The organism is Pseudomonas mosselii, assembly GCF_019823065.1.
In the GTDB taxonomy this organism is placed as follows: Bacteria; Pseudomonadota; Gammaproteobacteria; order Pseudomonadales; family Pseudomonadaceae; genus Aquipseudomonas; species Aquipseudomonas mosselii.
Window position 1 is genome coordinate 3,134,774 of sequence record NZ_CP081966.1, and the last position, 17,853, is coordinate 3,152,626.

Annotated in this window: 21 protein-coding genes and 1 pseudogene; 2 read left to right on the forward strand and 20 right to left on the reverse strand. The window is 67.8% G+C overall.

The features are described from left to right. Positions 1–29: 29 nt before the first annotated feature. Positions 30–908, reverse strand: a complete 879-nt coding sequence (locus tag K5H97_RS14550; RefSeq protein ID WP_028688932.1) for a LysR family transcriptional regulator — start codon at positions 906–908, stop codon at positions 30–32. Between the two features lie 108 nt (positions 909–1,016). Here K5H97_RS14550 and K5H97_RS14555 point away from each other — a divergent pair, with 108 nt between their 5' ends. Further along, the gene (locus K5H97_RS14555; RefSeq protein WP_028688933.1) at positions 1,017–1,991 is read left to right on the forward strand and encodes a polysaccharide deacetylase family protein; all 975 of its coding nucleotides are present in this window, start codon (positions 1,017–1,019) and stop codon (positions 1,989–1,991) included. A gap of 9 nt (positions 1,992–2,000) precedes the next feature. On the opposite strand, the pseudogene K5H97_RS14560 reads toward K5H97_RS14555, so the two are convergent. Beyond that, positions 2,001–2,306: pseudogene (locus K5H97_RS14560) on the reverse strand (ester cyclase); the annotation flags it as partial. Positions 2,307–2,336: 30 nt separating this feature from the next. On the opposite strand from K5H97_RS14560, the gene K5H97_RS29670 reads away from it, so the two are divergent. Further along, positions 2,337–2,573, forward strand: coding sequence for a winged helix-turn-helix transcriptional regulator (locus K5H97_RS29670; protein ID WP_232853805.1), 237 nt, complete (start codon positions 2,337–2,339; stop codon positions 2,571–2,573). A 15-nt stretch (positions 2,574–2,588) separates the two neighbouring features. Here the strand turns inward: K5H97_RS29670 and K5H97_RS14570 are convergent, their stop codons facing one another. The 18 genes from K5H97_RS14570 to K5H97_RS14655 form a co-directional block, all read right to left on the reverse strand. Beyond that, positions 2,589–3,440, reverse strand: coding sequence for a CsgG/HfaB family protein (locus tag K5H97_RS14570; RefSeq protein ID WP_028688934.1), 852 nt, complete (start codon positions 3,438–3,440; stop codon positions 2,589–2,591). 32 nt (positions 3,441–3,472) lie between these two features. Next, entirely contained in the window at positions 3,473–3,892 is a 420-nt protein-coding gene (locus K5H97_RS14575) for a curli assembly protein CsgF (protein WP_028688935.1), read from the reverse strand. Further along, positions 3,889–4,284 (reverse strand): curli production assembly/transport protein CsgE, encoded by a 396-nt coding sequence (gene csgE, locus K5H97_RS14580; RefSeq protein ID WP_028688936.1) that lies wholly within the window; start codon positions 4,282–4,284, stop codon positions 3,889–3,891. The genes K5H97_RS14575 and csgE overlap by 4 nt, the downstream gene beginning before the upstream one ends. Continuing rightward, the gene (locus K5H97_RS14585) at positions 4,281–4,799 is read right to left on the reverse strand and encodes a type II secretion system protein (RefSeq protein ID WP_028688937.1); all 519 of its coding nucleotides are present in this window, start codon (positions 4,797–4,799) and stop codon (positions 4,281–4,283) included. The genes csgE and K5H97_RS14585 overlap by 4 nt, the downstream gene beginning before the upstream one ends. Then, positions 4,774–5,148 carry a type II secretion system protein gene (locus K5H97_RS14590; protein ID WP_028688938.1) on the reverse strand — a complete coding sequence of 125 codons (375 nt, stop codon included), beginning with the start codon at positions 5,146–5,148 and terminating at the stop codon, positions 4,774–4,776. The genes K5H97_RS14585 and K5H97_RS14590 overlap by 26 nt, the downstream gene beginning before the upstream one ends. A 5-nt stretch (positions 5,149–5,153) precedes the next feature. Next, positions 5,154–5,627: a type II secretion system protein gene (locus tag K5H97_RS14595; protein ID WP_028688939.1), complete on the reverse strand. Its 474-nt coding sequence runs from the start codon at positions 5,625–5,627 to the stop codon at positions 5,154–5,156. Next, positions 5,624–7,501, reverse strand: coding sequence for a secretin N-terminal domain-containing protein (locus K5H97_RS14600; RefSeq protein ID WP_028688940.1), 1,878 nt, complete (start codon positions 7,499–7,501; stop codon positions 5,624–5,626). Before K5H97_RS14600 ends, K5H97_RS14595 begins: the two co-directional genes overlap by 4 nt. After that, positions 7,498–7,992, reverse strand: a complete 495-nt coding sequence (locus K5H97_RS14605; RefSeq protein ID WP_028688941.1) for a hypothetical protein — start codon at positions 7,990–7,992, stop codon at positions 7,498–7,500. The genes K5H97_RS14600 and K5H97_RS14605 overlap by 4 nt, the downstream gene beginning before the upstream one ends. After that, positions 7,992–8,543, reverse strand: a complete 552-nt coding sequence (gene pilO / locus K5H97_RS14610) for a type 4a pilus biogenesis protein PilO (RefSeq protein WP_028688942.1) — start codon at positions 8,541–8,543, stop codon at positions 7,992–7,994. The genes K5H97_RS14605 and pilO overlap by 1 nt, the downstream gene beginning before the upstream one ends. Beyond that, positions 8,530–9,072: a PilN domain-containing protein gene (locus K5H97_RS14615; protein WP_028688943.1), complete on the reverse strand. Its 543-nt coding sequence runs from the start codon at positions 9,070–9,072 to the stop codon at positions 8,530–8,532. The genes pilO and K5H97_RS14615 overlap by 14 nt, the downstream gene beginning before the upstream one ends. Position 9,073: 1 nt before the next feature. After that, on the reverse strand, positions 9,074–9,856 hold the full coding sequence (locus tag K5H97_RS14620) for a hypothetical protein (RefSeq protein ID WP_028688944.1): 783 nt from the start codon (positions 9,854–9,856) through the stop codon (positions 9,074–9,076). Further along, entirely contained in the window at positions 9,837–11,528 is a 1,692-nt protein-coding gene (locus tag K5H97_RS14625) for a GspE/PulE family protein (RefSeq protein ID WP_028688945.1), read from the reverse strand. Before K5H97_RS14625 ends, K5H97_RS14620 begins: the two co-directional genes overlap by 20 nt. A 54-nt stretch (positions 11,529–11,582) precedes the next feature. Next, entirely contained in the window at positions 11,583–12,116 is a 534-nt protein-coding gene (locus K5H97_RS14630) for a response regulator (RefSeq protein WP_028688946.1), read from the reverse strand. A 239-nt stretch (positions 12,117–12,355) separates the two neighbouring features. Continuing rightward, positions 12,356–12,997 (reverse strand): SurA N-terminal domain-containing protein, encoded by a 642-nt coding sequence (locus K5H97_RS14635; protein ID WP_028688947.1) that lies wholly within the window; start codon positions 12,995–12,997, stop codon positions 12,356–12,358. 21 nt (positions 12,998–13,018) lie between these two features. Next, entirely contained in the window at positions 13,019–14,506 is a 1,488-nt protein-coding gene (locus K5H97_RS14640; protein ID WP_028688948.1) for a cytochrome c/ABC transporter substrate-binding protein, read from the reverse strand. A gap of 37 nt (positions 14,507–14,543) precedes the next feature. Next, the gene (locus K5H97_RS14645) at positions 14,544–15,200 is read right to left on the reverse strand and encodes an SCO family protein (protein ID WP_028688949.1); all 657 of its coding nucleotides are present in this window, start codon (positions 15,198–15,200) and stop codon (positions 14,544–14,546) included. Beyond that, on the reverse strand, positions 15,197–15,850 hold the full coding sequence (locus tag K5H97_RS14650; RefSeq protein WP_028688950.1) for an SCO family protein: 654 nt from the start codon (positions 15,848–15,850) through the stop codon (positions 15,197–15,199). Before K5H97_RS14650 ends, K5H97_RS14645 begins: the two co-directional genes overlap by 4 nt. Then, positions 15,847–17,826 carry a cytochrome D1 domain-containing protein gene (locus K5H97_RS14655; protein WP_028688951.1) on the reverse strand — a complete coding sequence of 660 codons (1,980 nt, stop codon included), beginning with the start codon at positions 17,824–17,826 and terminating at the stop codon, positions 15,847–15,849. The genes K5H97_RS14650 and K5H97_RS14655 overlap by 4 nt, the downstream gene beginning before the upstream one ends. Positions 17,827–17,853: the final 27 nt, after the last annotated feature.

Below are 17,853 nucleotides of genomic sequence, written 5' to 3' on the forward strand. Positions count from 1 at the left end.
ACTGTCTATCCCCTGTAGGAGCGGCCTGTTCAACCAAGCTGCGCCACGATCGCCTCCATCAGCGCCCGCACCCGCCTCGGTTGCACCCGGGTCGGCGGATAGACGATCTGCAGCGCCACCGGCCCGGCGCTGAAGTCACCCAGCACCTCCACCAGCCTGCCTTCGTCCAGGTCATCCTGCACATCGCGCAGCGACTTCAGGCACAGGCCATGCCCGGCCAGGGCCCAGCGCCGCACCTGCTCGCCGTTGTTGGCGACGCGCCGGCCGCGCACGCTGACCGGATACGCCGCCGCGCCCAGACGGAACGGCCAGACCCGCTCGGTGTGGATGCCGAAGCGCATGACGATGCAGTCGTGCCGCGCCAGGTCGTCCGGGTGCAGCGGTATGCCATGCCGGCGCAGGTAGTCGGGCGCGGCGCACACCACCCGGCGGTTGTCGCCCAGGGGTCTGGCGCGCAGGGAGCTGTCGGCCAATGTGCCGTAGCGGATGGCGAGGTCGATGCCCTGCCCGACAAGGTCGACGTAGCCGTCGGTCAGGTCCAGGTCGATCGACACGTCGGGGTGCTCAGCAAGGAAACGGTCGAGCAGCGGCACGATGCAGTGCTGGCCGAGGTCCACCGGCGCGCTCAGGCGCACCAGCCCGGAGATCTTCTGTTGGCCGTCCTGCAGCTGGCTCTGCAACTCCTCGGCCTCTGCCAGCAGGCGCCGGGCGCCGTCGGCCAGCAGGCGACCGGCGTCGGTCAGGCTGAGCGAGCGGGTGCTGCGGGTCAGCAGCGTCACCCCGTAATGCGCCTCCAGCGCCGACAGGCGCTCGGACACCGTGGCCGGTGACAGCCCGCGGTCACGGCCCGCCGCCGACAGACTGCCCTTTTCGATGATGGTAAGGAACAACGCCAGTTGATCCAACATGGCTTTCGATTTTTCCGAAATATGATTTTGCCTTTAGGCTAATTATTAGCGATTTTTCCGCTAATTACACTGCCCGGTATCGAAACCCACGCACTCAGGAGCGAACCGATGACCAGCAGAAGAGACTTCGTGAAAGGCACCCTCGCCGGCGGCATCGCCGTGGCGGCGGGCGCGGCACTGGCAAGCCAGCCCGGCAGCAGCAACGGGACGACGCCCGGCAACGGCGGTGGCAAGGCGTTCTGGCCCAACGGCGCGCAACTGGTGATCTCGGTGTCGTTGCAGTTCGAATCAGGTGGGCAGCCGGAGCATGCCGAAAGCCCTTTCCCGCCACTGGACCCACGCTACCCCGACACCATAGCCCCCAGCTGGTACCGCTACGGCCCGCTGGAAGGCGTGCCGCGCCTGCTCGCGCTATTCGACCGGCACGGCATCAAAGTCACCTCGCACATGGTCGGCAAGGCTGTTGAAGCCTACCCGGAGCTGGCGGCCGAGGTGGTCCGGCGCGGTCATGAGGCCGCCGGGCACGGCCTGCACTGGGCGCCCCAGTACAGCCTGACGCCCGCAGAGGAACGCCGCCAGTACGAGCAGGCCAGCGCTATCATTGAACGCGTTACCGGGCAGCGTCCGCTGGGCTTCAACGCGTTCTGGATGCGCCACTCCCGCGAGACCCTGAATATCCTCCAGGACCTGGGCTTCCTCTACCACATCGACGACCTGGCCCGTGACGAGCCCTCGATCACCCCGGTGCGCGGCAAGCCGTTCGCCGTGGTGTCCTACACCCTGCGCAACAATGACATCGGCCGCATCGCCGGATCCACGGCGATGACCGGCGCCGCCTTGCTGCAGGAGCTCAAGGACGAGTTCGACGTGCTGTACGCCGAAGGCAGCCAGCGCCGCCGGCTGATGTCACTGTCGGCCCATGACCGCATCGGCGGCACGCCCACCGTGGTGCGGGCGCTGGACCAGTTCTTCGCCTACGCCCGCAGCCATGCCGGGGTGGCCTTCATGCGCAAGGACGACATCGCTCGCTGGACCCTGGCCCAGGACGACGCGCCGGTCAATCCGCCTCGGGGGTTTAGCTGATCACAGGGTTCAACGCCCCACCAGGCCCGCCTGGTGCATGAACGCCAGGTTGTCCTCCAGGTGCCAGTCCTCGGCGATCCGGCCATCGGCAATGCGGTAGATGTCCATGGCGATGAAGTCGATGGCTTGGCCCTGGCCTTGGTGCTCGCCCAGCGTGCCGGTGAAATGGCCGGTGAAGCGCAGCGCCGCGGTGACCCGGTCGCCCGCGACGATCATCTGCAGCACCTCACAGCGCAGGTCCGGCACCGCCGCGCGGAATGCCCGGGAAGCCTTCAGCGGCCCTTCAACGCCCTGCGCCCGCCCCGGCGGCAGGGTCGACGGGATATCGCCGGCGTCTCGCAGAAGGTGCTGTCGCAGACCCTGAAGAAGCTCGAGCGCGATGGCCTGGTGGAACGCCAGGTACACCCGACCGTACCGCCCACCGTCGAATACGCCCTGACCGAACTGGGCGCGACACTGGGTAGCACGGTGGAGCAACTGGCGCATTGGGCGGAGTCGAACATGCCAGCGATTGTTCAGGCTCGGCAACGCTATGATATGAAGCCGGATCCAGGATCCTCACGCAATGCGTTTCCCCTGTAGGAGCGTTACCTCGGCTTACGGCTGCTGATACTGACTCAGATATTTGTCCAGCACCGCCTTGTCCCCCGCCCCATCCCCCGCTACCTGCCACAACCGCCGCTCGATCCCCTGGGCCAGCAGGTGCCCCACCGCGGCTTCGATGGCCGACAGCACGCACAGCTGCGCCGGCTCGTTGGTGGTATAGCCCACCTCGGCTTCGAGCAGCTTCTTGAACTCGATGAACTTGAACACCCCGGCGTTCTGCCCGACCGAGTAGATGGTCTTGCTGGTCATCACATTGGCCAGCACCTGGCCGGTGCGCACGTCCACCGCCCGCAGGTTGACCGTAACCTGGTCGACCCGGTATTCACGGGACAGGCCGATGCCCAGGTAGCGGGCGCCCTCGCCGCCGCTGCGCACGTTGGTGTCGTAGGCGATGATGCCGCCCTCGAGCATCAGGTTGGCCGCCTGCAGCGGCGGCAGCTCGCCCTGGATGTTTTCCGCCACATCGGGTTTCTTCTGCGAGGCGCGGATGATCTTGCGCTCGGTCAGCAGGTTCTGCAGGCCCTCGCGCTCCAGCACCACGAACCAGCCGCTGGCGTTGAGCGCGTCCATCAGCATGCTCGCCGCCCCCTGGGTGACGCTGGTGGAGAACGAGCTGGCCGGGGTCGGCTTGTACTGCCCGGTCTGGTCGCGGAAACCGTACACCACCGCCATCAGCCGACCGCGGGGCCGCGGCATGTTGACCAGGTCATAGTAGGTCGAGGCCCGCGGCGTCAGCGTCGGGGTCTCGGGGTCCTGTTCGGCGGGCATCGGCTCGCGCAGGCCGCAGCCGTGCAGGCTACCCAGGGCGGCGAGGACCAGCAGTGTGCTCAGCAGGCGTTTCATGGCGTTCTCTCCCCAGTAAAGACCCGTCCCTCTCAGGGGTTCAGGCCGCTGACCTCGATGATCGAGACTTCCCCGGTGGCCCGGTCGGTGACCTTGATGCTCAGCGCCCCCGAATCGTCGATGACGTCGATCAGGAAGGCGTCGGTGGACATGCTGCCGGTGTTGCCGTTGCTGATGGTGTCCAGCAGTTGCCCAAGCAAGCGCGATTCGAGCTGGTTGCTGAAGCGCTCCAGGGCCGAGGTCCCGGCGAACGCCGAAGTGCGGTCCTTGAGGTCGGGATCGTCGTAGTCGTTCTGCGCCTGGGCGTTGTTCAACAGCCAGGTGCCATTGATCGGATTGCCGCCGAAGGACGGATTGACCGGGGTGTACACCAGCTCCGTGGCCAAGGCCTGGCCACCGAGGCCGGCAGCCAGCAGGCAGGCGGCGATGCGTCGTGCAAGGTGGGTGCTCATAGCTCGTCCCTCTCAAGATCAGTTGTGTCCTGCAGCAGTCGTTGCAGCTTGCGCTGAACGATCTGTTGCCTGACCAGGTCGGCGGCCGCGATGGCCTCGTCGTTGAGTTGCGTGGTATTGGGCGGCAGGAAACGCCGGTACAGCACCTCGCGCTCGTACTCCACCGTCACCAGGCTGCCCCAGCGGGCATCCGGGCGTTCGCGCACCACCAGGTTGAAGTCGAGCCGGCTGGTGGCGCGCAGCCGGTCGCTGAAGGCGTGATAGAAGTCGTGGCCGATGTGCGAGATGGTGTTGTCGACGATAAATCCCATCATCTCGTCCTCGGCGCCCGCCCGGGCCTGGCCCTGCAGCAGCGCCAGGCACAGGCACAACAACGCGGCCAGGCGTTTCATGGCGCTTCTCCCGGGCCTGCGTGCTGGCGGGCGCCGCCGGCGCTTTCGGCAAACGCCTGCTCGGCGACGAACTGCCAGTCGCTGTAGTGCTCCAGCCCCTCGAAACCGCTCCACTGGGCATCAAAACCGCTGCGTTTGAGCGGCGTGGCCTCGGAGCGGCTGTACACCCCGGTGATGCGGCCATCGGCCGCGCGCAGCAGGCCCCATTCTTCACCGCCGATCGGGTCTGGATAGAGCCTGCGCAAGTGACGCTGCGGTGCCGGGAAACGGTTGTCCTCCACCAGTTCACCCAGGTCATGTGGGTACTGGGCCAAGCCCGGCGAGGCGCGGTAGTAGCTGCGCAAGGCCTGGGCATACTGACCGCCCACCCACAGCAACTGGCGCTCACGCTCGCGCTGCACGCTGGTGGCCCACAGGGTGCCGGTGGCCGCCAGGGCCACGCTGCTGACGGCGATCAGCAGCAGCACGCCCAGGTAGGTGAAGCCGGTTTCACCATTCGGCATAGAGGCTGCCATCACGCGCCCTCCCGCTGGCTCCACTCTTGATGTCGGCCACCCCGCCGGCCACGCCCTCAGGCGGTGGCACCACTTGCCAGGCATCGCGGCGCTCGGTGATCGGGTCGACCGGGGTGTTACGCAGGTAGCGCTGCTCCACCAATTGGTCGAGGGAATCGGGGTAGTGCCCGGTGTCGCCGTAGTAGTGGTCCAGGGCCTCGCGCAGCACCGCCAGGCTCTGGCGCAGGGTGGCCTCGCGGGAGGCCTCCAGGCTGTTGAAGTAGCGCGGCATGGCGATGGTCATCAAGGTGGCGATAATAGCCATCACCACCAGCAGTTCGATGAGGGTGAAGCCTTTGCTCGGTTTCATCGCCGTCACCATTGCCCGTAGGGAACGTTGTTGAGGCCCTTGCCGGCGGCCTTGGAATAGACGTCGAACACGTCCTCGCCCTCGCGCGGATTGTCGGCAGCGCTGTCATAGGCGCGCAGGCCCCAGTCGCCCTGGTCGTCGGCCTTGACCGCGCGCAGCGGATCGTGGGGGATGCGCCGCAGGAAGTAGAACTTCGCGCCCTTGGCGCTGCGCACATCGCGCACGCCGTCTACCAGCACCTGCAGGTTCGGCGGATAGCCACTGGCGTTCAGGCGCTTCTCGATGTAGCCGGCGTCGAAGGCGCGCTTGTAGGCATCGATGGCGTCGCGGATCTGGTACAGGGCCTCGCGCAGCTGCTGCTCCTTGCCCCGTCGCACCACGGTTTCGGTCAGTGGCGCGGCCATGCTGGCGAGCAGCCCGAGCAGCGCCAGGGTCAGCACCACCTCGATCAGGCTGAAGCCCTGCTGGCGGGGTGTCATGGCCGTGGCCTCGGGCTGGCCGGCACTACCGCCATCTGCCCTTCCACCCGTGGCGCCCCCTGCGACTCGTCGTCCGGGGCCTCGGTGGGCACGGCGCTGGCCGGCACCGGCTGGGCCAGCTGGCGCACCTGCAGGGCCGACTCGGTGCCGGTGGCGAACTCCATGTCCGACGGGCTCTGGTACGGCAGGTTGCGCACGATACGCGGGGTGATCGCCAGCACCAGTTCGGACTTGCTCATGTCGTCCTTGTTGCTGCCGAACAGCCGACCCAGGCCGGGAATGTCACCCAGCCCCGGGATCTTGTTGCCGCTGGCGTTGTGGTCGTTGCGCACCAGCCCGGCCAGCACCTGCGTCTCGCCGTCGTGCAGGCGCAGGCTGGTCTGGGCATTGCGGGTGTCGACCTGGACCGGAATGGTGCCCTGGCGGGTCGCTTCCAGGGGCGTGGCGTTGCTCACTTCCAGGGCCACCTTGATCGCCACCTCGTTGTTCAGGTGCACGGTGGGCTGTACTTCGAGCTTGAGGCCGACGTCCAGATAGGTGACGCTTTCGGTGATCACCGGGCCTTGGGTCGAGGGCACCGAGGTGGCGCTGATGATCGGCACCCGCTGGCCGATGTGGATGCGCGCCTGCTCGCGGTTGCTGACCCGGATCACCGGGCTGGCCAGGGTGTTGATGTCCTTGTCCTGGGCATTGATCTTGGCCTGTGGCGCCGGCGAGATGCTGATGCGGCTGGAGTCGATGCCGCGCAGCTGGTCGAGCACGCTCACCGACTTGCCATCGCTGGTCAGCACGCCGAAGGTGTTGGGCCATTGCAGGCCGAGGTCGAGGATGCGCGAGGTGGCCACCTCCATCACCTCCACCTCCAGCACCACCTCGGGGTTGGACTGGTCCTGGGACTGCAGCAGCTTCTCGGCCATGCGCACGGCGTCGGGGGTGTCGCGCATGGTCAGGGTGTTGAGGCGCTCGTCGACGAACACGTCACGGGTCTTGAGCATGGTCTTGACCATGTTCAGCGCGGTATTGGCGTCGATGCTGGTCAGGTAGAAGGTGCGCATGACCAGTTCCTGGTAGTCCTTGGTCTTCTGCGGTGAGTCCGGGTAGACCAGCAGGGTGTTGTCGTTGACGATCTTCTGGCGCAACTGGTTCTGCTCCAGCAACAGGGCCACGGCGTCCTCGATGCGCACCTCGCGCACGAAGATGGTGGCCTTCATGTCCGGGCGCAGGTCCTTGTCGAAGATGAAGTTGATTCCGGCGACCTGGGCCAGCACCTCGAAGATGGTCTTGAGATCGGCATCGCGAAACTCCAGGGTCACCGGGCGCTCCAGCTTGCTGCGCAGCTGCGGGTACGGCGTGGCGGTACGCGCCTGGACGTTCTCGATGTCGCTGCGCAGGGTCTGGCCCTTCTGGTTCTGCGGATCCAGGCGCAGCACTTCGCGCATGTAGCGTTCGGCGCCGAACAGGTCGCCCTGGCGCAACGCCGCCTGGCCGAGGGCGACGCGATCGTCTAGGGTGCGGATCAACTCCAGCTGGCGGATGCCTTCCTGGGCGCGGCGGTTGTTGGCCTCTATGGTCAGCACCCGGCCGTAGCCCATGCGCGCGCCGGCGAAGTCGTGGCGCGCGCGGTCGCTGTCGGCCTGGGTCAGCAGCGCCTCTACCGCCGCCTGACGGCCATGGGCCAGGGCGATGTTCAGTTCGGTGTCGCGCGGGTCCTCGCGCAGGGCCTCCTCCAGGCGGGCGATCCCCGCCTCGTACTGGCCTTCCTTGATCAGTTCCTGGCTGTCCTTGCGCACGGCGCTCGAGCCGCATCCGCCGATGGCCACACACAGGGCCAGGAGCATGAACGGCGCAGGCTTGCACAACTTCGACGATTTCATGGTGCGCTCCCGACAGACAGGGTCTGTGGCTGGTGCAGTGGCAGGTAGACCAGGCCCAGCTCGGTGGCCGAGACGTGGTCCAGACGGTAGGTGTCATCGATCACATCGCCCTGGCGCACGACGTAGAGCTTGTCGCCGCTCTGCAGGAAGATCTGCAGGTCGTCGCGCTCGCCCATGCGGCCGATGAAGCGAAACGGCAGCGTCGGGGCGGTGGGCGCGACGGTCACCGGGGCGGTGACCACGGGTTGTTCGGTGACGGTGGCCAGGGCCTGGGGTGGGGTCCATTGCTGGCTGGGGAACAGGTCGCGTGAGGGGCTTACCGCCTCATCGCGGGGCGAGCCCGCTTCCACATGGGTGGAAGTTGCGAGGAAGCGGGCTTGCCCCGCGATCGGACCAGCCTCCTCCAGGCCGAACCAGTGACCAGGCGCCCACGCCAGCGCGGCGCTCAGCCCCAGGAACCCTGCCCACATCACCGCACGCTGAGTGTTCATCACGACCTCGACAGGTAAAGGGTCATGCGCACACGACCGGTCAGTTCCCGGTCACCGATCCGCTTGCGTTGCAGCTCCAGGTCTTCCAGCACCAGGGTCGGCAATTGGCCGATCAGCGCCTTGAGGAAGCCGCGGATCTGGGGGTAGCTGCCGCGTACCGGCAGGACGATCTGATAGCGCGCCAACTGGGTCTTGGGGTCCACCCCCAGGGCGTATTCACCGCGGGACAGGCTGATGCGCTCGGCGCTGGCCAGGTGGTACAGGCGCTCGATCAGTTCGCTGGCCTGAGGCTGGCCGGGCAGCTGCTGGCGCAGTTCGTCCAGCGCCTGTTGCTCGGGCCGGGCCTGGACCTTCAGCTCGCCACGCGCCAGACGCTGCACCTGGGCGCTGGCGTCGGCCTCGCTGGCGCGCAGCTCGCGCACTGTCTGCCACTGTGGCAGCACCCCGGCCAGGCAGACGGCCAGCGCCAGGACGCCGACCAGCAGTGCGGCCAGCCCTGCCCGGCCCAGGCGCCGCAGCGTTTCATGGACGATCAGGCTAGGGACGCGCATGGCCGGTCTCCCAGGTGGCAGTGAGGTTGAAACGCACCGGATGCTCGGCTTGCCCGGCCAGCACCTCATGGTTGAGCAGCGACACATCGGACAGCTCGCTGCTGCGTTCCAGGCGCTGGTGGTACTGCAGCATCGCTTCGAGGTTGCGCGCCTCGGCACTGATGCGAACCTGGCCCTTGCGCGCGTCAGGGGTGAGGCTGAGCAGCGCCACGTCTTCCTGCGGCATCGCCTCGAGCATGGCAAACAGCTGCTGCCAGGGCCGCTGAAGCTGCTGCGAGACGCTGCGCATCTGTGCCAGGCGCTCGGCCTGCTCGCGGATCACCGCGCTGCTTTGCACGGCAGCGGTGGCCGGGCGCCGGCCGAGCTTGAGTTCGAGCTGATGCACGCGGCCTTCCAGGTCCACCTGCTCGCTCACCAGTTGCTGCTGGGCCAGCAGCAGCACCGCCAGCACGGCACCGCCCAGGGCCAGCAGCGACCAGGCCAGGGGGCTGCTGTGACGGGGCTGGAATTCCAGGTCGAGGCGGCGCATCTCAGGCCACCGCCCGCCACATGGCGCACAGCGGGTCGGCCTCGGCGCTCGGCGCGCACAGCTGCACCGCCACCAGGTGCGAGGCCGTCGTGCGCCCCGGCGCATGCAGGTACACCCGCGGCGGCTGCTCGCCGTACAGCTCGCACGTGCGCTCGATCAGCGCCTGCAGGGCCTGGTCGCTGTCGGCACAGCCCTGGGCCAGCACCTGTTGCCAAGCGCCGCCGGCGGCCAGCAGCAGCACGCTGCGGCGCGGCTCGGCAAGCACGAAGAGGAAGTCGCCCTGGGCCAACTGCGCCGAGCAGCGGTTGTAGGCGGCCATCAGGTAAGGCTGCACCGAGCGCAGGCTCAGGCGGCTTTCCCGGCCCAGGGCCTGCAGGCCCTGAAGGAGCGCCTCGGGCAGCGCGGTGGCGATGCGCGCGGCACCCGCCGGCTCCGGCGACAGCACGATGCGCCAGTCGTCCAGGGCCTGGCCGTAGAGGTGTTCGAAGCAGGCCCGGGCGTAGGTGTCCAGCTCGCCCGGGGTGCCGATGGCGTCGCTCCAGGGCACCAGGCAGAAGCGGCTGTAGCGGGCCGAGAGCAGCACCCGCAGTTGCGCACCGCGTGCCGGGTGCTCGCCGAGCAGGCCGGCCAGGGCCTCCAGGGCCGGGGCCCAGGCGGGTTGGGTGGCGTCGCAACTGAAGGCGCGGCTGCCCAGCCACTGGTGTTGATGACCGTGCCAGCGACCCAGGCCGACACTCTCGGCGCCGAGCACGGCGCAGTACCGATCAGGCGATAAATGTGACACGGTTGATCTCCTCGAGTGTGGTGCGGCCGTCACGGACCAGGTCCAGGGCCGAGGCGCGCAGCTGGCGCAGGCCACGTTGGCAGGCCAGCTGCTTGATCTGCGCGAGCGGGCGGCGTTCGACGATCATCTGCCGCAGGTCGTCGTCCAGGTGCAGCAGCTCGGCGATGGCGTTGCGCCCGCGGTAGCCACTGCTACGGCACTGGCCGCAACCCTGGGCGCGCACGAAGCGCCAGCCGGCCACCGCGTCACGGGCCAGGCCCGAGGCGGCGAGCAGTTCGTCGTCGGGCTCGCAGGGCACCGCGCAATGCACGCAGGCCAGGCGCACCAGACGCTGGGCCAGCACGGCGTTGAGCGCCGAGACAAAGCTATAGGGGTCGACCTGCATCTGGCTGAAACGGCCGATCACGTCGAACACGTTGTTGGCGTGGATGGTGGTGAACACCAGATGCCCGGTGAGCGCCGACTGCACGGCGATCTGCGCGGTGTCCGGGTCACGGATCTCGCCGACCAGGATCTTGTCCGGGTCGTGGCGCAGGATCGAACGCAGGCCGCGGGCGAAGGTCAGGCCCTTCTTCTCGTTGACCGGGATCTGCAGCACGCCGGGCAGCTGGTACTCGACCGGGTCCTCGATGGTGATGATCTTGTCGACGCCGTGGTTGATCTCGCTGAGCATGGCGTACAGCGTGGTGGTCTTGCCGCTGCCGGTGGGCCCGGTGACCAGGATCATGCCGTAGGGCTCGCTGGCCAGCCGGCGCAGGGCGCGCAGGGTGTGTTCCTCGAAACCCAGGGCCTGCAACTGCACGCCGCTGACCTGGTCGGACAGGTCCTGCTTGTCCAGCACCCGCAGCACCGCGTCCTCGCCGAAGATGCTTGGCATGATCGAGACGCGAAAGTCGATCTGCCGCTCGCCGATGGCCACCTTGAAGCGCCCGTCCTGGGGGACGCGCTTTTCGCCGATGTCCAGTTCGGCCATGACCTTGATCCTCGAGATCACCTGCTCGGCGAAGGCACTGCCGCTGGCCTTGCCGGCACCGTTGAGCACGCCGTCGATGCGGTACTTGATGGTCAGGCCCTGGCCGGTCATGCCTAAGTGGATGTCGCTGGCGTGCAGCTTGAGGGCGTCATACAGGGTCGAGTTGACCAGCTTGACCACCCGGCTCTGGTCTTCGCTGATGCTGGTCAGCGACAGGCGCTGCAGCGGGTCGGCCTCGCCGCCGGCCTCCGCGTCGTGGCCGAGGGCGTCGACGGCGTGGAAGCTCTCTTCGTGGCGGGCCAGGAATGCGGCCAGGTCGGCGGCATGGACCAGGTACAGCGGCGCGCCCTGCAGGCAGTCGTCGATCCAGGCCAGGCGGGCGCTGTCGAAGGGGTCGGCGAACACGCCGAGGCGCTCGCCATCGTGCTCGACCAGGGCGAATTCACGCTTCAGGCATTGCGCCAGGCTGACCAGGTCGAAGGCCGGGGCGCAGGCGAACAAGGTCTGGGTGGCGAGCACCGGGTAATGCAGGGTGATGGCCAGGCGCTGGGTGAAGGTGCTGGGCGTGTCGCGGGAGAGCCGCTCCAGGCAGGCCAGCAAGCGCTCTTCGCCGGCTTGCTGGCGGGCCTGGGCCAGGAGGTCACGGGGGTAGCCAGCGATCGTGGGTAGCGATGAATCTGCATCGAATGCCTGGGACATGGCCTGCGACTCCGCTCAGGGGCGGCGCCGCAGGCTGGGGGACCTTGGGCGCCGCTATTCCCCGGTGAGCAGTTGTTCGTCGTCAGGTTCGCCTGGCTTGGCGCCGTTGCGTCGGCGGTCGGCCAGCACCCAGCTGCCATCGTACAACTGCAAGGGGAACGATTCGTTCCTGTTCTGGCGTCGTTCGACGAACCCCGCGGCCGGCTGGTCGGTGCTCCTGCGCTGGCGCTCGATGCCCATCAGGTCGAAGACGGCGCGGGCCAGTTCCATCAGCGGGAACGGCTTGAACAGGACATGGGTCACACCCAGCTCGGCGGCGCGCTCACGGACCTCGGCGGTCGGGTGGGCGGTAATCAGCACGAAATGACACGACCTGTTCCTGCGCACGGTCTCCAGGACCTGAAACCCCTCCATGTCGGGCAAGCGGTAATCCAGCACGATCACGTCCGGTGCCAGTTGCTCGGCCAGTTCGATACCCGCAGTACCGTCGTGGGCGAGATGGACCTCCAGGCCTTGCGCCTGCAGATACGCTTGCAGGTTCTGCGCAAGGGTCTGTTCGTCATCGACTACCAATACTCTGTTCACCAAGGTCCACTCCCATGAACTGCCCGGTTCCCCGGTCTGCGAAGTGCGGCCTTGTAGAGGCTTGAGCAGGCTTCGTGCCAGGCATGAAAAGTCATTGCGCACCGCTTTCAAGTCATTGATATCGTTGTAGCTTTCAATCCATTTCAGGTCGTGCCGGCAGACCTTCCCCCACAACCGGGGAAGCTGATGGCACTTTGCCTTTGGGGCATTCCCCAACAATGGGGAAACGCCTTGGCGTCCCTTCAGTCGGCGCGCTCCACTGTAGCGGAATCACGCAAACGTTGGCGCACTGCTTGCCGCGCCTGGGCCTGCAATTGCGCGACAAGCGCATCCCTGGCCAGGCGCAGGCCGTGTTCAGATGAGACAGAAGTATTATCACTTTGGTTCTGCATCCCTTGCAGTCTTTGCCCATTGGCCTGATGGAAGGCCGCCACCTCGGCTTCGCTGGGCGACGCCACCGCCGTCAAACGGGCGTAGACCTGCTGGGCGGCCATCTCCTGTCGAGTGTAGTCAGCGAAGCTGCGCCGATCGAAGCCCGCCTCCTCCAGCCGCCGCTCGAACACCGCCGGGCTGCCGAAGGCCGCCTCCACCTCGCCGACCCGCGCCGTCACCTGCGCGTCACTGACCTCGATACCCTGGCGCTGGGCCTCCTGCCACAGCAGCTCCTTGTCGATCAGCTCATCCAGGGCCTGCTCGCGCAGACGCTGGTACAGGTTGGGGTTGCGGATGCTCGCCACCGCCCGCCCCTGGGCCTGGAGGTATTCGCTGAAGTAGTGCTCCAGGCGCAGCACGCCGATATCCACGCCATTGACCCGCGCCACTGGCGTGTCGGCGTGGCTTGCCAGGGCAAGCAATGACAGCAGGCAGGCAATCAGTACGCGCATGGTGATCCACTCCTGAAAGGGTCATGGTGTGTCCGGTACCGGACGGTACGGCGCCACCTCGGCAAAGCTCGGCCCCGGCAGGCTCACCGCCACCACATGGGCGCCGGCCATGCCCTGGCGACGTCCGGGGCCGAAGCCCAGCAGCGGTGTCAGGCCGGTGTCGACGTCATGCAACTGTTCCAGGGCGCCGAGCAGTTGTTCGCGGCTGGCGTCGCGTCCCACCTGTTTCAGCGCTTCGACCAGCAACTGCCAGGCGCACAGCGTGCTGACCTGCAATGACGCCTGACGTGGCTCCAGCCCCTGGCGCTGCTGCACGCCGGCCAGGGTCTCCCGGCCACGAGCGGTCCAGTCGCCGGGCACGAACGGATAGGCCAGCAGCACCCGCCGCGACCAAGCCGGTGCCAGCCCCGGCACGGCACCGGCCACCTGGCTCGACGCGGCAAGCAGGTAGGGTTTGCGCCCGCCGGCCTGCAGACTGGCGGCCAGCTCGGCAAACCCCTGGGCGCGCCCCAGGAAGACGATGCCCTCGCCCGCCAGCGCCTGGCCCGTGAACGCTTGCGCGGATACGCCGGTAAAGCCCAACTGGCGCAAACGCTGCTGTACGACCTGCGCCGCCTCGACCTGGTCTTCGCCGGCATAGACCAACTGCACGGCATCGCGGGCCAGGCCAAGGCTATCGCGGGCATGCAGGGCCACGCTGAGCAATTGCTCGGGTACGCCCGGTAAAGGGTCGAATACCTGAGCGCTGCCGCCACTGCGCGGCGTGGCGCCGATCAGCGGCAGGCCCGCCTGTTCCAACTGGCGACTGTCGAGCTGCGGTGCCACGGGCGCAATCAGGGCGAAAACCCGCTCACGCTGGATCAACTGGTCCAGCGCCTGCGCGGTACTGGCCGAATCCGGTCCCGGGTCCAGCGCAATCAGCTGCAAGCGGCGGCCATGGATGCCCCCCGCCTGGTTCAGCTGTGCGACGCCATCCTCCAGCACCGCCCTCACCGTCCGTCCGGTCTCGGCCAGCGGGCCCTGTTCGGGGAGCAAGGTACCCAAGCGCAAGGTGCTCTCCTCCACGCCCGGATCGCGGTCTTCGCCCAAGCGCTTGAGGTAGGCCGCCAGGTTGCGCTGGTCGGCCAGGCTCAGCTCGAAGCGCGGCATGGCCGGGTCCAGCCGATTGCCGGCAGGATCGACCCCACTGCGCACGACCCGCGCCAGGCTGGCTTCGGTATAGGCCGGATAGCGTCGGTTGTTGGCCTCGCGATCGCCCGTGCCGAGGGCCAGGCGCTGCCAGTCCAGGCTCGGCGGGCGCACCCCGCCCTCACTGCGGCCGCGCCCGTCGTTGCCGTGGCAACTGGCACACGGCAGCACGCTGGCCGGCACGCTCATGTCCCCCGGCCCCACCCGGGCCAGCAACTGGGCGTCGCTGCTGGAGACGCCTTCGCGATAGAGGCGCTTGCCGGCGAGTTCCTGTTCGCTCAGTTGCACCGCCCCGCACAGGCACCACCCCATCATGAGCATGACCAACGTGGGAGCGACGGTGCGCCTGTTCATGCGCTCACCGCCCCGCCAGCGGCTGAGCCAGCAGCTGCATGCGCTGGGCAATCGCCGCCGGTGGCGCGTCCGGGCGGATCTTGCTCCAGCGCTTGCCTGCCACGTCGCCGGCGATCAACTGCGTCGAATGCTGCTCGGGGCTGGGCAGGAACTGCCCCAGGCGCCCGAGCACCAGGTCGACGCTGGCCTTGTCGCCGGTCAGGAACAGCCAGTTCGGCCCCTCCACCCCTTGCTTGCGGGCAAACGCCTTGAGCACCTCGGGCGTGTCGTTCAAAGGATCGCTGCTCACCGAGACGAAGGTCACCTGCGCCGCAAGCTCCGGCCCCATGGCCTCGCGCACCTCGCGCAACTTGCGGGTGATCAGCGGGCAGGCGTCGTTGCAGTGGGTGAAGATCACGTTGAGCATCACCACCTTGTCCTTGAGCACATCGCTGTAAAAGCGCAGCTCGCGGCCGTCCTGGTCCTTGAGCACGGTGTCGGTGAACCAGGCCTGCGCATCGCGGGTGCCGCTGCCGCTGACCATCGGCTGCGGCGCGGGTTGCGGTGCCGGCGCGTGACCTTCGTGGGCGAACGCGACCGAGGCGAGGATCCACAGGCAGCCACCAAGCACCAGCCAGTCGAGGCTGCGCATGCCGGCGTGGCGAGAAGTCTGCGCCCTCATGGCTGTGCCTCCTGCCCGGCAATGGCTGTGCTTTTGGCGTGCACCCGGCGTGCGCTCAGGCGGTTGATCTCGCCGATCAGCACGTTGGGGTCGGTGAAGCCGTAGTAACGCGTCCAGTGCCCGCTGCGCCCGTCACCGACCAGGATCAGCGGCGGGTGCTCGCTGAGGTTGGCGCTGAAGCTGCCAAGCCCCTTGAGCGTCTCGCTGATGGCATAGGGCGAGCCGGTCAGCCAGCTCCACCCCGGCCCGTGCTGGAACGCCCGGGCATACCCGGCCAGGCGTTTCGAATCATCGCGCTGCGGATCGATGCTGATCGACACCAGGCGGATCTCCTCGCCCACCCGCCCGCCCAGCTGCTGCTGGACCTTGCTCATGATTGACGAGACCACCGGGCACACCGTGGTGCAACTGGTGTAGATGAAGCCCATGACCACCAGGTGATCCCCCACCAGATCCTTCTCCAGGCGTATCGGCATGCCGTCCTGATCCAGCAGCGCCACGTCGGCGAAGCGCACACTGGCCTTTTCCTGGTGGGCGGCCGGTGGGGCTTCGGGCTGGCCGCCATGGTCGTGGCCGGCATGCGCCAAGGCCAGGTTGCTGGCCAGCAGCAGGCTCAGGCCAAACAGTTTTCCACCCTGCGGACGGTTCATCGCACACTCCTGGGTTCCCCTTGGGAAGCGGTTGGTGCCGTTGCGGCCGGCAGGACGCGCAGGCTGGTGTAGTTGTCTTCTGCGAAGCTGCGCCCGAGGGTGGGCGACTGCACATGCAGGTACCAGGCGCCAGCCGTGGCCAGTTCCAGCGGCGCCTGATAGAGCCCCTCGCCCACCTCGACCAGCGCTACATTGCGCGGCAGCGACGAAGGCGCCAGGAAGTAGCGCAGGCTCAGGTCTTCAAGCCCCTGGCGCGGCTTGCCGTCCTCACCGAGGATGCGCACTTGGGCCATGTAGGGCGCGTGCTGGCGCAACGGCCGGGCGGTGCCGATGAATTCGGCATGGGCCCGCTTGCGCAGGCTCGACTGCGGCAGCGCCGCGACCTCGGTGCTGAAGCAGTGGATGATCTGCGGCTGGTTGAGCAGGAACGCCACGTCGAAGGTGCCGGCCGCCGGCAGCTTGACCGTCGAGCCATATACCCCCGGGGCCACCTCGCGCAGGCTACGGTCGATGACCAACGCGGCGCGGGCCTGGTGGCCGCGGTTGTTGTAGCCCGACATCGGCGCGTTCATGCCCTCGGCGTAGAAGTAGGTGGTGTTGTCCACCGGGTTGACCACGAACACCGAGTTGTCGTCGCGGGAGCTGCTCACGCCCTGGGCCAGCGGCAGATCACCGGCCTGGCGCGGCGCCGCCGGGCCGGCCTCGAAGCCCTGGACGATCGGCGTGCGCCCCTGCCCCAGGCTTGCCAGGTTGATCATGCTCACCTTCGGCGAGGCTAGGCCGCGCACGTAGGCGTAGGCCTTGGTAAAGGTCAGCTGGTAGGGCTCGGCGGCCACCGGGATGCGGTGGATCAGTTGGTCGGTGCTGGCGTCGATCACCAGCGCCTGGTTCTCCAGGGTGTTTAGCACCACGCCGTAGCGGCCATCGTGGCTGAAACGCATCGGCCCCAGGCCCCGCTCGGCCTGGACCGTGTGGCGCAGGCTGAGGCTGCGCGCGTCGATCACCCGCACCGTGCCCTCCTGGCCATCGACCACGTACACCGCCTGTGACAAGGGCGAGTAAGCCACCGATAGCGGATGCGGACCGACCTCAAGCGTCTTCACCAGGCGCATCTGCGCGGTGTCGATGACACTCAGGGTGCCGCCGTCGCGATTGCTGACGAAGGCGAAGCGCGAATCGGCGCTGAAGGCGATCTCGTGGTGGCCAGAGCCGGTGACGAACGACTTGAGCATGGTCCGGCTGGGGACGTCGATCACCGTCACCCCGCCCTTGGCCGGGTCCTGACTGTTGTTGCCCACCCACAGCAGGCGCTGGTCGGGTTGCAGCGCCACCCGCAGCGGCTGCTCGCCGGCCTCCAGGGTGGCCACGCGGGTGAAGGTCTCGGTGTCGATCAGCGCCACCTGGTTGCGATCGGGCATGGACACGAATACTTGCTTGTCATCGCCCGTGGCCACCCAGTCCATGGGCCGTCCCGGCAGGTCGATGCGCGCCAGGGTGCTGGTGACCCCGCCTACCGACACGGTCGGGTCGATCACGGTAAGGCTGGCGTCCTTGTTCAGCACCAGCAGGAAGTAGCTGTTCAGATCGAGCAAAGGACGCGCGCCGATGCTGCTCTTGAGGAACAGCGCCACCCGCGCCTTGCAGCTGCTGTCGCGGTCGCCCACCGGTGCCGACTGCGCGGGGTCGAGCCAGGCGCCGGGAGCCATGCCCGACAGCGGCTGGCCACTGCTCTGGTCGCTGACCTTGAAGCGAATATTGGCAAAGTCGCCCTCGCGCAGTTCGCCGCCGCTTAAGGGGCGCGCCTCGAACTCCACGGTCACGCCGTCGCGGCTGAGGGTGTGCAGGGCCTGGGGATCGGCGGCCTCCTGCAGCAGTTCGCGGGGGTCGCACCAGAGCTTTTCGTAGGCCACGCCGAGGCCGATCAGCGCGGTGCCCAGCAGCAGGCCCAGGTAGGCTGGGCGTAGCTTGCGGTTCATGTCCGTACTCCGTTGGCGGGTATGGGC

Excerpts from the sequence above, each read along its gene's own strand:
- K5H97_RS14550 (WP_028688932.1), bottom strand. The coding sequence starts at position 908 with ATGTTGGATCAACTGGCGTTGTTCCTTACCATCATCGAAAAGGGCAGT.
- K5H97_RS14555 (WP_028688933.1), top strand. The coding sequence starts at position 1,017 with ATGACCAGCAGAAGAGACTTCGTGAAAGGCACCCTCGCCGGCGGCATC.
- K5H97_RS14570 (WP_028688934.1), bottom strand. The coding sequence starts at position 3,440 with ATGAAACGCCTGCTGAGCACACTGCTGGTCCTCGCCGCCCTGGGTAGC.
- K5H97_RS14575 (WP_028688935.1), bottom strand. The coding sequence starts at position 3,892 with ATGAGCACCCACCTTGCACGACGCATCGCCGCCTGCCTGCTGGCTGCC.
- csgE (WP_028688936.1), bottom strand. The coding sequence starts at position 4,284 with ATGAAACGCCTGGCCGCGTTGTTGTGCCTGTGCCTGGCGCTGCTGCAG.
- K5H97_RS14585 (WP_028688937.1), bottom strand. The coding sequence starts at position 4,799 with ATGGCAGCCTCTATGCCGAATGGTGAAACCGGCTTCACCTACCTGGGC.
- K5H97_RS14590 (WP_028688938.1), bottom strand. The coding sequence starts at position 5,148 with ATGAAACCGAGCAAAGGCTTCACCCTCATCGAACTGCTGGTGGTGATG.
- K5H97_RS14595 (WP_028688939.1), bottom strand. The coding sequence starts at position 5,627 with ATGACACCCCGCCAGCAGGGCTTCAGCCTGATCGAGGTGGTGCTGACC.
- K5H97_RS14600 (WP_028688940.1), bottom strand. The coding sequence starts at position 7,501 with ATGAAATCGTCGAAGTTGTGCAAGCCTGCGCCGTTCATGCTCCTGGCC.
- K5H97_RS14605 (WP_028688941.1), bottom strand. The coding sequence starts at position 7,992 with ATGAACACTCAGCGTGCGGTGATGTGGGCAGGGTTCCTGGGGCTGAGC.
- pilO (WP_028688942.1), bottom strand. The coding sequence starts at position 8,543 with ATGCGCGTCCCTAGCCTGATCGTCCATGAAACGCTGCGGCGCCTGGGC.
- K5H97_RS14615 (WP_028688943.1), bottom strand. The coding sequence starts at position 9,072 with ATGCGCCGCCTCGACCTGGAATTCCAGCCCCGTCACAGCAGCCCCCTG.
- K5H97_RS14625 (WP_028688945.1), bottom strand. The coding sequence starts at position 11,528 with ATGTCCCAGGCATTCGATGCAGATTCATCGCTACCCACGATCGCTGGC.
- K5H97_RS14635 (WP_028688947.1), bottom strand. The coding sequence starts at position 12,997 with ATGCGCGTACTGATTGCCTGCCTGCTGTCATTGCTTGCCCTGGCAAGC.
- K5H97_RS14640 (WP_028688948.1), bottom strand. The coding sequence starts at position 14,506 with ATGCTCATGATGGGGTGGTGCCTGTGCGGGGCGGTGCAACTGAGCGAA.
- K5H97_RS14645 (WP_028688949.1), bottom strand. The coding sequence starts at position 15,200 with ATGAGGGCGCAGACTTCTCGCCACGCCGGCATGCGCAGCCTCGACTGG.
- K5H97_RS14650 (WP_028688950.1), bottom strand. The coding sequence starts at position 15,850 with ATGAACCGTCCGCAGGGTGGAAAACTGTTTGGCCTGAGCCTGCTGCTG.
- K5H97_RS14655 (WP_028688951.1), bottom strand. The coding sequence starts at position 17,826 with ATGAACCGCAAGCTACGCCCAGCCTACCTGGGCCTGCTGCTGGGCACC.